The 15,431-nt window shown below is 36.0% G+C and carries 18 protein-coding genes and 1 other annotated feature; all 18 genes read right to left on the bottom strand.

Translation table 11 applies throughout. The features are described 5' to 3' along the window. Nucleotides 1-63: 63 nt before the first annotated feature. Nucleotides 64-290, bottom strand: a binding site (T-box leader). Between the two features lie 97 nt (nucleotides 291-387). The 18 genes from CD003_RS02325 to murG all read right to left on the bottom strand — a co-directional run bounded on the left by CD003_RS02325 (nucleotide 388) and on the right by murG (nucleotide 15,316). Beyond that, nucleotides 388-888: a DivIVA domain-containing protein gene (locus CD003_RS02325; RefSeq protein WP_096199277.1), complete on the bottom strand. Its 501-nt coding sequence runs from the start codon at nucleotides 886-888 to the stop codon at nucleotides 388-390. An 82-nt stretch (nucleotides 889-970) separates the two neighbouring features. Continuing rightward, complete coding sequence (locus CD003_RS02320; protein ID WP_096199276.1) at nucleotides 971-1,744, bottom strand: YlmH family RNA-binding protein; 774 nt, start codon at nucleotides 1,742-1,744, stop codon at nucleotides 971-973. After that, nucleotides 1,745-1,999, bottom strand: a complete 255-nt coding sequence (locus CD003_RS02315; RefSeq protein ID WP_096199275.1) for a YggT family protein — start codon at nucleotides 1,997-1,999, stop codon at nucleotides 1,745-1,747. Nucleotides 2,000-2,020: 21 nt separating this feature from the next. Continuing rightward, nucleotides 2,021-2,455 carry a cell division protein SepF gene (locus tag CD003_RS02310; RefSeq protein ID WP_096199274.1) on the bottom strand — a complete coding sequence of 145 codons (435 nt, stop codon included), beginning with the start codon at nucleotides 2,453-2,455 and terminating at the stop codon, nucleotides 2,021-2,023. 19 nt (nucleotides 2,456-2,474) lie between these two features. Further along, on the bottom strand, nucleotides 2,475-3,158 hold the full coding sequence (locus CD003_RS02305; RefSeq protein WP_096199273.1) for a YggS family pyridoxal phosphate-dependent enzyme: 684 nt from the start codon (nucleotides 3,156-3,158) through the stop codon (nucleotides 2,475-2,477). Between the two features lie 134 nt (nucleotides 3,159-3,292). Further along, on the bottom strand, nucleotides 3,293-4,123 hold the full coding sequence (gene pgeF, locus CD003_RS02300; RefSeq protein ID WP_257008143.1) for a peptidoglycan editing factor PgeF: 831 nt from the start codon (nucleotides 4,121-4,123) through the stop codon (nucleotides 3,293-3,295). Between the two features lie 121 nt (nucleotides 4,124-4,244). Then, nucleotides 4,245-4,487, bottom strand: a complete 243-nt coding sequence (locus CD003_RS02295) for a YlmC/YmxH family sporulation protein (protein ID WP_096199272.1) — start codon at nucleotides 4,485-4,487, stop codon at nucleotides 4,245-4,247. A gap of 155 nt (nucleotides 4,488-4,642) precedes the next feature. After that, nucleotides 4,643-5,428 carry an RNA polymerase sporulation sigma factor SigG gene (gene sigG, locus CD003_RS02290; RefSeq protein ID WP_096199271.1) on the bottom strand — a complete coding sequence of 262 codons (786 nt, stop codon included), beginning with the start codon at nucleotides 5,426-5,428 and terminating at the stop codon, nucleotides 4,643-4,645. 296 nt (nucleotides 5,429-5,724) lie between these two features. Next, nucleotides 5,725-6,438, bottom strand: coding sequence for an RNA polymerase sporulation sigma factor SigE (sigE, locus tag CD003_RS02285; RefSeq protein ID WP_096199270.1), 714 nt, complete (start codon nucleotides 6,436-6,438; stop codon nucleotides 5,725-5,727). 27 nt (nucleotides 6,439-6,465) lie between these two features. Then, nucleotides 6,466-7,392, bottom strand: a complete 927-nt coding sequence (spoIIGA, locus tag CD003_RS02280; protein ID WP_096199269.1) for a sigma-E processing peptidase SpoIIGA — start codon at nucleotides 7,390-7,392, stop codon at nucleotides 6,466-6,468. A 359-nt stretch (nucleotides 7,393-7,751) separates the two neighbouring features. Further along, nucleotides 7,752-8,897 carry a cell division protein FtsZ gene (gene ftsZ / locus CD003_RS02275; RefSeq protein WP_096199268.1) on the bottom strand — a complete coding sequence of 382 codons (1,146 nt, stop codon included), beginning with the start codon at nucleotides 8,895-8,897 and terminating at the stop codon, nucleotides 7,752-7,754. A 47-nt stretch (nucleotides 8,898-8,944) separates the two neighbouring features. Continuing rightward, a complete protein-coding gene (ftsA, locus tag CD003_RS02270) occupies nucleotides 8,945-10,222 on the bottom strand; it encodes a cell division protein FtsA (RefSeq protein ID WP_096199267.1) in 1,278 nt (425 codons plus the stop codon). A 266-nt stretch (nucleotides 10,223-10,488) separates the two neighbouring features. Beyond that, nucleotides 10,489-10,848 (bottom strand): small basic family protein, encoded by a 360-nt coding sequence (locus tag CD003_RS02265; RefSeq protein ID WP_096199266.1) that lies wholly within the window; start codon nucleotides 10,846-10,848, stop codon nucleotides 10,489-10,491. A 7-nt stretch (nucleotides 10,849-10,855) separates the two neighbouring features. After that, complete coding sequence (locus CD003_RS02260) at nucleotides 10,856-11,566, bottom strand: DUF881 domain-containing protein (protein ID WP_096199265.1); 711 nt, start codon at nucleotides 11,564-11,566, stop codon at nucleotides 10,856-10,858. A 5-nt stretch (nucleotides 11,567-11,571) separates the two neighbouring features. Beyond that, entirely contained in the window at nucleotides 11,572-12,279 is a 708-nt protein-coding gene (locus CD003_RS02255; protein WP_306453955.1) for a DUF881 domain-containing protein, read from the bottom strand. Then, entirely contained in the window at nucleotides 12,269-13,048 is a 780-nt protein-coding gene (locus tag CD003_RS02250; protein WP_096199263.1) for a cell division protein FtsQ/DivIB, read from the bottom strand. Before CD003_RS02250 ends, CD003_RS02255 begins: the two co-directional genes overlap by 11 nt. 196 nt (nucleotides 13,049-13,244) lie before the next feature. Further along, complete coding sequence (murB, locus tag CD003_RS02245) at nucleotides 13,245-14,150, bottom strand: UDP-N-acetylmuramate dehydrogenase (RefSeq protein WP_096199262.1); 906 nt, start codon at nucleotides 14,148-14,150, stop codon at nucleotides 13,245-13,247. Between the two features lie 71 nt (nucleotides 14,151-14,221). After that, nucleotides 14,222-15,316: an undecaprenyldiphospho-muramoylpentapeptide beta-N-acetylglucosaminyltransferase gene (gene murG / locus CD003_RS02240; protein WP_096199261.1), complete on the bottom strand. Its 1,095-nt coding sequence runs from the start codon at nucleotides 15,314-15,316 to the stop codon at nucleotides 14,222-14,224. Nucleotides 15,317-15,431: the final 115 nt, after the last annotated feature.

The raw sequence follows: 15,431 nt of genomic DNA, 5'->3' as shown, positions 1-15,431 counted from the left end.
GTTTTAGGGGACGTAATGTCCAAATTTTTTTATAAAATCACAGAAAAAAACCTTCTCATCCATCTTAGGGACGAGAAGGTTACCCGTGGTACCACCCTATTAAACAAACATGACCAAATTGCTTGTCCACTTTCACACTCGTAACGTGAATGATGCGCCATAGCTTACTTGCAAACGTTCAGTATGGAACTACAGGGGGATCTTCCCTTCTCTCTTTAATTAGGCTCTCACCAACCCTAATTCGCTTAGTAAAGTATTGAGTAAGGTACTCTTCCTGTCATTGTTTTTTTCTTATGAAAATGTTAGTTTTTTTGATTAAAAGTGGTAACTTTCAATTGAAAGAAATTATATGACAGTCAAAAGTGTTAGTCAAGCACTATCTTAACTTCACTCACTTACTTCCTGTTCACTTACACTCTCATTTGATTTTGTTGTTAATTTCTCCCAATCATCTGTATCAAGCATTTCTAATTGTGCTTCTACAAGCATCTTAAAGCGCATACGATAAACAGATGCTTGCTTTTTAAGCTCTTCAATTTCATACATAATTTTTCTTGATTTACTTAAAGCATCATTAATGATCCGGTCAGCATTCTTCTCAGCTTCTTTCACAATAAGTTGCGCTTCTTTTTGAGAGCTTCTTCGTACTTCTTCAGCAGACTCTTGTGCAATTAATATCGATTTATTCAACGTTTGTTCGATATTAGTGAAATGTTCAAGCTTCCCATCTAATTCTTGCACACGTTCAAAAAGTTCTTTCTTTTCACGCAGCACAGATTCATAATCCTTAATTACTTGGTCAAGAAATTCATTCACTTCATCTTCATCATAGCCACGAAAGCCACGTGTAAATTCTTTATTATGAATATCAAGTGGTGTTAAAGGCACTTATTTCACCCCCATATGAAATAACAAACAACTATCTAGCATTATAAGATTCGACAAATACATCCGAATTCCTTCAAATACCTTATTTTTTTCTACCAATAATAAGTCGCCATTTATCTTTCTTAGTTTTACCATCAACAGAAATTAATTTACTTCTTCCAAAACCCCTAACTGAAAAATGGTCTTGTTCCTCTACTTGAAAAGAAGGCTGTTCTATCGTTTTCCAATTTACTTTGGTAACTCCTTTTTCAATATAAGGAAGTATTTTCGAACGAGAAGTTTTGTAAATTTCCGAAAGCACCAAATCTAAACGAAGGGAAGATACAGTTATTCCTTGTTCCTCCCACTCATCGATATACTTAATTTGCTCTGAATTAGGAATTCGATTCAATTTGATTTTAGCTCGTCCAATTGACTCTAAATTTAACTGAACATAATCTGCTATTTCAGAAGCTAATACAATATGAATCGTATCGTTATGTAATAAGATATCTCCAAATTTTTCTCTCTTCATACCTAATGACATGAGTGAGCCGAGTACTTCTCGATGCTCAATCGTTACAAATTTTCTCGGATAGTCGACATTAAATGTACATACTTGAAAATCATCATCATTTAGCTCAAAAAAGGAAGGGTATAGAAGAATACGTTTTCGCTCGGAATAAGGAGTACCTCCCCATGAGGAGAGGCGAACTTCATCATCATTTCCGATGATAGAGGAAATGATTTGCTGTTGACGAGGGTCTAAAAAGTCAGTAAGTTTCATCTGATATGCTAGACTAACCTCCCCTTTCCACTCAAGCACTTGGTCTATAAATGGGTGTTCATCAACTCGAAAATGTTGGTAAATACTCATCTATCCAAATATTGCCCTTACTCCAGTACGAGCGAATCCAATTGCTAGAATCGCTACAATTGGAGAGATATCAATCATTCCAAGCGGAGGTATAATTTTTCTAAACGGGGCAAGATAAGGCTCTACCATGGACCCTAGAAATTGTCCGATACTTGTTTCCCTTGCATTTGGGAACCAAGACATTAGAATGTAACCAATAATCATAAAAGAGTAAATTCCTAAAATAAAATCTAACAATGCACCTATACTCTGCATCTAACAATCACCACCTTCAACCTATGTATCAAATCTGTCATGTTGCATCATTTCTGTAATCGTTCCTGACACGTCCACATTATCTGGTGTACAAAGAAAGATATCGACTCCAAGCTTTTGAATGTCTCCTCCTATAGCATACACTGTTCCACTTAAAAAATCGACTATCCGTTTCGCTTGCTCATGAGACATTCGTTGTAAATTAATGATTACAGCTTTTCTATTCTTTAGCTGGTCCGCTATGTCTTGTACTTCATCATATGTTCGCGGTTCCATTAACATGACCTTTGCTGATTTTTGAACACTTTGTAAGCTTACTACATTTTGTCCCTTTGTTTTTTCCAAGCTCTTTTGTTCAAATTCATTATCACTAGGTCCTTCTGACACATATTCTTGTGAATCTTGCATGTCCTCTTCCAACTCAAAAAAACGTTTGAATCTAGACTTCATTCCCATAACCTTCCCCTCTTTCTTATTAGACTTCCTTACCTACTAGTGAAGTACCAACACGTATATAGGTAGCCCCTTCTTCTACTGCAATATGAAAATCATTAGACATCCCCATCGATAACTCATTACACGGAGCATGATAAAAGTTCATAGTTTGTACCTTTTTTTGAAGTTCTTTTAACTGACGAAATACAGTCCGAGTTTCTTCTGGATCTTCAACAAACGGTGCCATAGTCATTAATCCTACTACCTTTATTTTTGAATACTGTTTTAAGTTTTCAATAAATACGGTTAGATCATTAGGTGATAATCCAGCTTTAGTTTCTTCTCCTGACACATTGACTTGAATAAAACAATTTACAACTCTATCATCTTCAACTCTTTTATCGATTTCCTCTGCTAGCGACAATCGGTCAAGAGAATGAATATAATCAAAATCATGTATCATTTTTTTCACCTTTTTTGATTGTAACGAACCAATAAAGTGCCATGTACCTATAGAGCCTAGAGATTCTTTCTTCTCTAGACCCCCTTCAATTCGATTTTCGCCTATATGCTCGACTCCGGCATTTAATGCTTCCTTTGTCCGTTCTACACTTACGTATTTTGTTACTGCAATAATTTTGACCTCACTTGGGTCTCTACTGACTCGCTGACAAGCAGCAGCTATTTCTGATTTTATTTGTTGTAAATTTTCTATAACCGTCAACGACCTCACTCCTTTCAATAAGAAAATTGACGTTGTCGATTTTCTTATAAGCAATGCGGATAGCCACTACCTTGTTTTGAATTTAACAAACAGTGGTTTTCTGATTGTTAAAAGTAGTGTGCGGAGCCATTGCCCTACTTCGCTCTAACTCTAATAAAGCTCATCATTCTCCCGGTTTTACCTTTTTCCTTACGGTGGGAAAAGAATAAATTATTATTTTTCACTGTACAATACTGACTAACTAGAATATTTTTTTCGAGAACACCCTTATTTAATAGTAACTGCTTATTTAGTTCTTTTAGATCTAGTAGGTATTTACCATTGCTGACCGTTTGGTACGGCAATGGTAGACCCCTTGCTTCGCAAAGCGTATCCACATGAGTGATGACGTTACTATCTACCTCATAGCATGAGCCACTTATTGAAGGGCCAATTGCTACGTGAATATCTTCTACTGCTACATTTTTTTCGTTGTTCCAAATGTCAATCATGTTAGGTCCTATTGGAGATACCGTTCCTTTCCAACCTGCATGAGCTAAACCAATCAACCCACTTGTTGGTGCAAAAAAGTAAAGTGGAACACAATCAGCATAAAGGCTTGTTAATAGCACATCTTTCTCAGAAGTATAAAGTCCATCAACACCTTTAATGGCGGAATCTAAGCTTTTCGCTCCTGCTCCTCTATGAACATTAGATACTTTCGCAATCTCACCTTGGTGAATTTGCTCCCCAACAACCATATCCTCTAACGTTGAATGAAGTACTTCCACTAATAATTCACGATTTTTACCAACATCAGTATCACGATCACCGACATGTAACCCTAAATTAAATGATTCAAAAGGAATAGAACTATACCCTTCATTCCTAACAGTAAAGCCAACTTGTAGCTGACAATTCATCTTTTCCCATAATGGAATTGTTAAGAATTTTGAATTCTTTAATGCAAACGGATCTTGTAACAAAAAATCACTTCCATCTAGTAAAATCGAGGATATCTTCTCTATTTTATCATATTTTGCTACATTCTAGTTAAAGACTTTCTACCTGAGTTTAAATTCATCGTCGGCATTTGTCAGAATATCGTTAATCTGCATCTGGTAATTGGACTAAAATTACATCCGAACCAATTTTGACAATATTACTCCAAGGAATAACCACCTCTTCTTCCTTTTGAAAAAAACTCATCATTTTTCCTGTACCAGAAATGATAATTGAATCAATTTCACCCGTTTCTAAATTTATATCTAAGTCACCTAAATTCCCTAAGCGCCTACCATTATCTACGTTAACAATATCTTTTGTTTGAAGGTCAGAAACTTTTAACATATTATCTCATCCTCTCGCTTATTCGTACGGTTTTACTACGTTAGTACATGATATGAGTTCTCCGTACTGAATATACTAAAGAGAGGTGGGCTTTACCATTTCCTTTTACGAGCTATTTACAGCCTCATAAATAAAGCCTGCTACAACGTAGCAGGCTAGCTTTGAGCATGTTTATTCATTTGTTGGATGGCTGCTTTTTCAAGCCTTGACACTTGAGCTTGGGAAATACCGATTTCATCAGCAACTTCCATTTGGGTTTTCCCTTGGAAAAATCGCATATTAAGTATCATTTTTTCCCGATCGTTTAAACGTATCATGGCTTCTCTTAAGGCGATTTCCTCTACCCAATTAATATCTTTGTTCCGATCATCACTTATTTGATCCATTACATAAATTGGATCCCCACCATCATTATAAATCGGTTCAAATAAAGAAACTGGGTCTTGAATGGCATCAAGTGCAAAAACGACATCCTCCTTCGGGACGTTTAACACCTTTGCAATTTCTTGTACAGTTGGTTCACTTTCACGGGCCTTATGTGCCATTAATTGATCTCGTACCTGTAATGCTTTATATGCTATATCTCTTAATGAACGCGAAACCCTAATTGGGTTATTATCACGTAAATACCGTCTAATTTCACCGATAATCATTGGTACAGCATACGTAGAAAACTTTACATTTTGGCTTAAATCGAAATTATCAATGGATTTCATTAAACCAATACAACCAACTTGAAACAAATCATCAACATATTCTCCACGATTATTGAAACGTTGGATTACACTTAGTACAAGGCGTAAATTTCCATTAACTAGCTTTTCCCTTGCACTTTCGTCCCCGCTCTGCAATTGTTCAAACAACTCACGCATTTCTGCATTTTTCAGGACTGGTAACTTTGACGTATCAACACCACAGATTTCAACTTTATTTCGTGTCAATTCTTTCCCTCCTTACAGGAGATGATGTACAAGTAAAGTATCTCCTCGGTAGGAAAAAATATGCACGAGGTAAAATAAATAAGTTTAACTAAGTCGACAAGATTCCCTATATATCAACGACAGAAACAGGAAAAAATTTTTTCCAAGCAATTAATTGCTTCTATGTTTTCTCTTTTACTTTGAACTATAAAATCCCCTACACCTTTGTACTAAAGAGTAGGGGATTTTATAGAAGATACGGATAATAGCAGTTAAAATAGAAAAGGTTATTTCACAACTTCTTCAGTCTCGTTAACCTAAATCATTTTATTAAATTCTTTTTGTAACCGTTTAATGATTCTTTTTTCTAGCCTTGATATGTAGGATTGAGAAATACCTAACATGTCAGCTACATCCTTCTGTGTTTTCTCCTCATCCCCGGCTAGTCCAAAACGAAGTTCCATAATTTGTTTTTCTCGGTCATTTAATGTGTGTAGTGCTTTAATTAAAAGTTTTCTATCAACCTTTTCTTCAATTCCTCTTGTTATAATATCCTCTTCTGTACCTAGTACATCTGATAAAAGTAGTTCATTTCCATCCCAGTCGATGTTTAGTGGCTCATCGAATGAAACTTCAGAACGAATCTTGTTATTACGTCTCAGGTACATTAAAATCTCATTTTCAATACACCTAGATGCGTACGTAGCTAATTTAATTTTCTTTTCTGGATTGAACGTATTTACTGCCTTAATCAGCCCAATTGTACCTATGCTTATTAAGTCTTCTATATTTATTCCTGTATTTTCAAATTTTCTTGCTATATATACGACTAAACGAAGATTCCGTTCAATAAGCATAGAGCGTACGGCTTTGTCCCCACTAGGTAGCTTCTTTAATAAGTGTGCCTCCTCATCTTTAGATAATGGCGGGGGTAATGCTTCGCTACCTCCAATATAATAAATCTCATCTGGCTTTATACCAAAGCGATAAAGTACACGATACCAAATTAATGTAAATTTCAGTTTTAACATCAGTAGCCTCCTAATATCTTTTCAGAATCAGGCTAGTTTTTTGCTTTCAGCAGAAACTAGCATTTTTGGATGCACGATAGATTGATACTCTCCCTCATTGGAAAGGATCGTGTCATTTAAACCAACTAATACTCTTTTTATTAGATGCTCTTCTTGATGATTAGTTACCTTTACGTAATCTGGCTTCAGTGCTAACAAAAATTGTTGACCATGTCCTACTGCACGATAAGGAATAATACGGATTCTATCAGCATATCTTTGACTAGCTTCATTTTCATTCATTGTTAATGATTCTACGTCCTTTAAATTTGCAATAACTTCTTTTGGAAGGTGGTCTTCTAAAGCCTTCAATTCTAAAATCATGACAGGTACTTTTGTAATCGGGTCATGTAACTGGTTCCCGCTATCTACTAAGCCTTGTACATGAATAATTGTTCCATCAATTCCTATTTCAACTGACGTAATTTCATCATAACGTACTTTCTTCGCTTCAATCTGACCAATTTGCTGTTTAGAGAAATACCAAATTAGCGGAAATCCAATTAATACAAAAATCCAACTAAATGTACTTCCAAAGCCTGATGTCTTTGTCATCATGATTCCATCAAGGATTTCTACCTCAGTTTGCCAAAAAAAGTGTAGAGCGAATAATCCACCTCCTGTCATAAACGTTACAAAATAGAACATTAATAGATTCTGAATAAAATAAGAAAAACGCTTAAAACCAAAGGCTAATAACACAATTACCATAGAGAATAATAGCTTCATCCACGGTTTATAGAATAACCAAGCCATTGGAGTGAACAAAATCAGTACAACTGTTGAAGCGAGAAGGGCAGCTGCGAAAAAGCGCCATTTTTTAAACGGTCTTTTTAAAGCGACAGCCGTCATCATAATGAGCATCATATCGATACAAAGGTTTAAAAACCAGATGACATCTAGGTATACCGTCATCAGCAAGACCTCACAACTTTTGATTTGAAACAAGTATATTACACATTGTATTTATATGTCTGTCACTTCATGACGGGATAGAAGCAGTTATTTTGAAAGATTTTTAGAAATTCTGTCTAAGGAAGGGGGAGGGGGAATATTGGGAGTTATGAATTATGAGTTATGAATTGCTAATTGCGCGGCTGATAAATCAGCCGCGGCAATTAGCAAAGACTCGTTCTAGCTTTGCTAGAACATCAAAAGCTTTTAATTTGCCATTCGCAATGCAATTAATCATTAACCATTAAAAATTGCCCTTTAATACTTGCCATTAAAAAGAAGAATCCAGACACCTTAGTGTCTGGATTCTTCTTTTTTTGCTATCTACGTTTACGACGGTTTCTTAAAAACGTCGGAATGTCTAATGTATCTGTTGGTTCAGATTGTTGCGCTTGTGGTTGTTGTGAGAATCTTGATTCTTTAACTTCTTCTTGCTTAGGCGCTACTTGACTTTGATTACTAGTAAGCTTAGTAGCAGTAGGACGTTGTGGTCTGCTGTGAGTTTGTGTTTCGCTATCATCAAAACCAGTAGCGATAACCGTTACAACGATTTCATCCTTTAAATTCTCATTAATAACAGAACCGAAAATCATATTTACTTCTGGGTCTGATGCAGCTGAAACGATTTCTGCTGCCTCATGAACTTCATATAGACTCAAGTTAGAACCACCTGTAATGTTCATTAGGACCCCTTGAGCACCGTCTACTGAAGTTTCTAATAATGGACTTGAAATTGCTTTTTTAGCAGCTTCTGCTGCACGGTTTTCACCAGTCGCAATACCAATCCCCATTAAAGCAGAACCTTTATCACTCATAATAGTTTTCACATCTGCAAAGTCTAAGTTAATTAAACCTGGTACAGCAATTAAATCAGAGATACCTTGAACCCCTTGACGTAATACATTATCTGCTTCACGGAATGCTTCAAGCATCGGTGTATTTTTATCAACGATTTCAAGTAGACGATCATTTGGAATAACAATCAACGTATCTACTTTTTCTTTTAAAGCTGTAATTCCATTTGCCGCTTGTGTCTGACGTTTACGCCCTTCAAAAGTAAATGGACGTGTCACAACACCTACTGTTAATGCACCAATTTCTTTAGCTACTTCAGCGATAACAGGAGCTGCACCTGTACCTGTGCCTCCACCCATTCCAGCAGTAATAAAGACCATATCTGCTCCACGTAACGCTTCTTCTAACTGCTCTTTACTTTCTTCAGCTGCTTTTTTACCAATATCGGGATTAGCACCAGCACCTAATCCACGTGTTAGCTTCCCACCAAGTTGAATCTTTGTTTCTGCTTTAGAAAGGTGTAATGCTTGCGCATCTGTATTTACCGCAATAAATTCAACACCCTGTAATCCATTTTCAATCATTCGGTTGACCGCATTGTTTCCGCCACCACCGACGCCGATAACTTTTATTTGTGCTAACTGGTCCATATCCATTTCAAACTCTAGCATGTAAGATCCTCCTAATCAATCGTCTATGTCAAATTTCAGTTCAGTCGTTACTCAAAAAAGACTTTGAACCACCCTTTTACCTTTTTTGTCACTCCTTGTTTCTCTTTCGTGCTATCAGTTGCTTTCTCCTTCTTTTTCTTAGGGATTTCTTCATGTTCAATATTCGTAACTGAAGAAGCAACCTCTTTACCTTGAATTTTTACATTTCGATAAGCAAATTGGATTAAACCAACACCAGTTGTATACTGAGGCTCACGAACACCAATATAATCGGGAATTGCAATTCGAACATTACTTCTTAGCATTTCTTTCCCCAACTCTAGTACACCTGGAATCATACAAGTACCACCAGTTAAAACGAAACCACCAGGAAGGTCTTTATAACCTAATCTCTTAATTTCACTAGTTACTAGGTCAAACATCTCTTCTACTCGAGGCTCAATTATGTGAGCTAATTCATATTGAGAATACTCATCTTCTTCATTGCTGCCGATACTAGGCGCTTTGAAAAATTCTTCATCCGAAGCTTCATCAATATAAGCATGTCCATATTTTGTTTTAATACGTTCTGCTTCTTCAGAAGGTATTCGTAATCCAACTGCAATATCATTTGTAATATGCTCTCCACCAATTGGAATAACAGAAGTCGCTTGTAAGGCTCCCTGTTCAAAGATCGAGACAGTGATTGAGCCCCCACCAATATCAATCAAACCTACTCCTAGGCTTTTTTCATCCTTAGAAATTGCTACTGCTCCAGCAGCTAAAGGTTGTAGACAAATATCTGCTATTTGTAAACCTGCTCTTTCAACACAACGTAATAAATTATGTAATACTGTTTTTGATCCAGTGATGATTGTCCCTTCCATTTCTAAACGAACACCAATCATCCCACGAGGGTCATTGATTTCATCAAGTCCATCTACGATAAATTGCTTTGGAATTACATCCACAATTTCTCTTTCTGGTGGAATCGATACGACTTGTGCAGCATCAATTACTCTGCCTATATCTTCATCACCTATTTCTCTATCAGGACTAGAAACTGCTACAACACCATGACATGGTTGTAGTTGTATGTGGTTTCCATTCACTCCAACTATTACTTGATTAATTGAAAGCCCTACCATACGTTCCGCTTGTTCTATAGCTCGACGGATAGAGTTCACTGTTTCATCAATATCTACTATCGACCCTTTTTTAATGCCTTCTGATTTTGTCGTTCCAACACCAATGATATTCAAGTTACCATTTGCCATTTCTCCAATGATAACCCGAACATTGGATGTACCGATGTCTAAACTGACATATATTTCATTGCTGTTCAATCTGTGGCACCTCCTTAAATTGTGTTTTCTGCTAGAAATTTTACTCTATCTGTACCAATGTCGTTTATACGACAAAGATAAATTACGTTCTGATTATTGTTTTAATTGCATTAATTCTTTGGAGTGAGTATTGCTCTAAAGCCTGTCCTGCTAAATAGGTATATACAGAATAAATTCAACAGAAGTCTCGATTTCCCTTTAATAAATTAACTTTTTTTCAAATTTTACGAATCTTTACTATGTATACTCTACTATTTTTCTATTAGTTACGCCTCATTCTTTCGTCTACTTTCTTCCCAATTCGACAGTAAAATTCGACGGATAACCGCAATGTTATTAAACAATCTAACTCCAAAAGCAAATATGGCTGCTAAGTATAAGTCTACACCAAGATGGACACCTAGAAAAGCTAAACCTGCAGCTAAAATAATATTAAAAAAGAATCCTGTTAAAAACACATTTCCTTCAAATGTATTTTGCAAATGAGCACGAATCCCTCCAAATAAAGTGTCGAGAGCAGCAAGTACTGCTATCGACAAATAGTTCGAGTATTCGTCAGGGATACGAAACTCAGTAAAAAAACCTAACAATATTCCTATAAGTAATCCTAAAATCGGTAGCCACATTCCTTATTTAGTCCTCCTTCTCAATCTCCAAATAACGAATTCTAGGAGTCTGGTCATGTGCCGGAAGTGTGATATGATTCACTGGTGTAGATGTAAGACTTAAGTTTTCGATCTCAAAATATTCTACAGACTGAGAAACAACCATTTCATTATGAAGCCTTTGAGCATCATCAGCTAAGACTTTTACTTCTATAGGTAAAGGTGGAACTCTTCTTCCATTAACTTGGGTCACTCCAGCAACTTCTCTAAATACAGTTGATGCAACAACACGTTGACTCCCAACAGCAATCTCTTTAGCCTGATTTATGTTTAACTCATTTACTAATATTCGAAACAACTCAGGTGAAACCGAAGGACGTTCACTCCCAAAGAACTGGTCGTTATATAACGGTTCTATTGTTAGAATGATTCCTTCACCACTAACCTCAGTTAAACCGGCTTCTCTCTTTAACTCTTCAACTTGTTCTTCCATCACATACACGATATTTTCTCGTTGGTTATCTAGTGATTCATTATATTGGTCTAATAATGTCACGTGTTTCTCTATCTCTTTAATAATCTGTTGTTGACGTTCTTGTTCATCTCTCAATTCTTTTCTTAACGCTAATACATCTCTAGTATCTCTCACTACAGGTTCTTTCGTTGATTGGAACTGAATCGCAAGCATAAACCCAATAATCAGGGTAACTATTGTAAATATTACTTTCCGATCCCTCATTTGCTTCACCCTCTTTCAGCCAAATAAGGTGCTAACACAATTTCATCTTTTTTCTGTATACGAACTTCAATTTGGTCGTTTAATAGTTGGTCTTTCACTCCACCAAATAACTGAAGAGCTCCTTCGAGTTGAGTTGGTTCACCAATTGCAGACACAATAAATGGTGCATAGGACGTAAACCCATCAATTCGAATAACAGGGCCAACACATTGAATGTAGGAGCGTTGCGAAATTCTCTGTCCATTAATTGCGACTGCTTCAGCACCTGCAACTAATAGCTCTTGTACAACCTTATGAATATGTTGTTCGTGGACGATATAATCATTTGGATTCGCACCATCTGGAAGATACGAGTGGTCAGAAAGAGATACCTCAATTCCTGGACCCTTTACCTCTACAGTACCTACTATTTTTCTAAATCTTTCTATATCTTCCACTAAATTAGTTGCTCTTACTTGAATTTCCTCATCTAATTCAGCAATCTGTTTCTCTTTTTCTCTTAATTGAGCTTTATAAGCTCGTAAATCTTCCTGTAAATTACGATTTATCGCCTGTTCGACTATGATACTATTTCTCAATTCATCTTCATGTCGCCATTGACTTTGAGAAATTGCATTGGAATCTTCATTTTCATTAGCAAACTGATAGGAGAGTGCCACGATAAAACCGGTAACAAGTAGAACAAGGGATAGAATAACGTATTTACCGCTCACCTTCAATTTCTTCGTCCTCCTCTATCTCATACTGTTCAAAATATGGATTCATTCTCATATGAACAATTCCTTTTACAGTAGGATCTAATTCTCTTACTATCGAAGGATAAGGAGCTAGCCTTTCTGAAAAATTCCGAATGGTAGAATGTACTTCATAACCATCATTCATAAACAGAGTAACTCTCATTTCATCAGATTCTGTCGGTGTATGGTATATTTCTGAGATGCGATTTTTTAAACTTTCAGGTAGTTTCATTAATTCTGTCGCTAATTCTTCAACCACATCACCTTGCTCCCAATTTTTCAAAATCGGAGCGTCCGACGGAAATTGATGTAAAGGAAGTTCAGGTAGAAACCTTCCGGTAGCAAGAATAGGATAATATTTCCCATCATTAAATAGATAAGCAACTCTCGGATGCTCTTCAACCTCTATGATAATTGTGGTTGGTAATTTCCTTTGAACTTCTACTCGATTCACTTCATCTATCGTGCTAATTCTTTCTTCAATCATAGTTGTATCTAAATTCCAGATGCTTGTCCCCTCTTGGATAGAACTGCGCTTAATAATTTGTTTATCATCAATATGATAGTTCCCATTCACTTCGATATTCTTTATTTGACTCAATGGAGATTGAAAATAAATGACGAATAAAATCAATAAAAAGAAAAAAGATAAGAAAAAGATTAGACGTCGATTTGCTCTCTGTCTTCGCTGTTCTTTTAATTTTGGAATACGGTCATGTATTGTAACAACTTTAACTTCCACCATTTATTCCGTCCTCCATTTAAATTAGATAAGAAAATTCATAGCATTTTTATAAAAAAAACCTAGAAAAACGACATATAAATATATGCCGTTTATCACGTTTACACTCAGCATATGCAATTGTAAATTATAACACAAAATCAGGAAAAAAGTAGACATAAATATATTTCCAGATAAATCTCTGCAAATTTATTTTATGTTAACCTCTGTTCACAATTTCCACTTCGGTTTCCATTTGAACTTCAAATTTATCGTACACAGTTTTTTTAATATGATCAATTAGTTGTAATACATCTTCTGCTTTTGCATTTTCTATATTAACAATAAAATTACCGTGCATTTCAGAGACCTGTGCCCCACCAATTTGAAATCCTTTTAAACCTGATTTTTCAATTAATTGACCTGCATAGTTTGGCAAAGGATTTCTAAAAACACTTCCTGCACACGGAAAGTTCCATGGCTGAGACTTTCTACGATAATCTTTATTTTTTTGCATTTCATTCACAATGGATTCTCTGTCTCCAGCTTCCAATTTAAAAACAGCTTCAACACATATTCCATTTTCTTTCTGCAAACGAGAGGTACGATAAGAAAATTCCATTTCCTCGTTATTTATCCACTTTAAAGTGCCATCTTCAAATAAAATTAACGCCTTCGTTAAGATCTTAGAAATATCTGAGCCATGAGCACCTGCATTCATGAAAACTGCACCACCTACAGAACCTGGTATCCCTCCAGCGAACTCTAGACCTGACAGGCCTTGCTTACTAATCACAGTAGCTAGTTTAATAATAGAATACCCTCCGCCTACTGTAACAGTTTCACCTTCAACATCTAAATGACTCAACCCTTCACCTAGTTTTATTACGACCCCTTCAATCCCACCATCGCCAACTAGTAGGTTAGAGCCACGTCCAATAACCCTCCACGGAACATTATGTGTTGTAAGTAATGTCATCAACTCTTTAAGGCCATCAACATTTTTTGGTTCAATTAAAAAATCAGCCGGTCCACCAATTTTCCAAGTAGTATGATTTGCTAAAGGTTCATTTTTAAAAATGAGACCGATGTCTCTTTCTCCTAGTTGTTTAATAAATTGCTCCATCACGATCTCCTCACTTCTCTTGTAAATCTCTCTATTTAATTCTATTATATGTCTTTGCCTACTTAACGGTGTTAACGTTTCTTGGCTATTGTCTGTAATGTATGATAAACATCTGTAGCTGCATTAGGCATCCCTAATTCTTTTGATGCTTCCTTCATATTATTCAAACGATTTTCTGTAAATATTTCATCAATATCTGTTAATAGTTGTTTACCGCTCATTTCATTTTCAAGTCTGACAAGTGCAGCTCCTCTTGAACTTAGTGCTCTGGCATTTTTTTCTTGATGATTATTTGTAACATACGGGCTCGGTATTAAAATACTCGGTAATCCTAGCGCAGTAATTTCAGCTAATGTCGTTGCCCCTGCTCGTGCCACAATCAAATCTACACCTGCAAGCACCTCTGGCATATTATGAATGAATGGACGAATAATAACATTTGATGGATTGCCTTGCTTTTTCACTTCCTCCATCACTTTATCATAATGAACCTGTCCTGTGACGTATAAAAATTGATAATCACGTGTTTTTGCTTCTTTAAGTACTTCTAGAAAGGCATCGTTAATTGGACGAGCACCACGACTACCTCCAACAATTAATACTGTACGTTTGCCATCCTGTAAGCCTACCGAAGCTCTACCTTGTTCACCATTTGTATCAATTACTTCAGAAGCACGAGGGTTACCTGTATAAACAACTTTCTTTTCAGGAAAGAATGCCTTCGACTGTTCAAAAGAAATTGCAATTTTATCTACGTATCGACTTAAAAATTTATTTGTTAATCCAGGTACACTGTTTTGCTCATGAATTAAAGTCGGTACTCTTAGTTTTGCCGCCGCATAAACAACAGGACCACATACATATCCACCTGTTCCTACTACGACATCAGGTTTAAATTCCTTTATTATTTTTTTTACTTTTTTAGTTCCATTAATAAATCTCAGAACAGTTTTTACATTCTCTAATGATAATTTTCGCCTAAAACCAGTGATTGTAATCGTTTTGAAGGGAATATTTTCCCTAGGTACTAGCTCACTTTCAAGTCCATTATCTGTTCCTATGTACAAAACTTCCGCATCTTTATGTTGCTTTTTTATTTCTTTAATTAATGATAAGGCAGGATAAATATGTCCACCTGTACCTCCACCACTTACAATTACTCTCATGTTATGCCTCCATCCATTCGGCTATTTCTAACCACACAATAAGCTAATACTTCCATTTTATCATGAGTAATACTTGGATTATACATTATAACCTTGTACTTTCTATAAGAATCAA

The sequence above is a fragment of the Bacillus sp. FJAT-45350 genome (assembly GCF_002335805.1).
Lineage (GTDB): Bacteria > Bacillota > Bacilli > Bacillales > NISU01 > FJAT-45350.
This window is presented reverse-complemented; position numbering and strand designations above follow the sequence as displayed.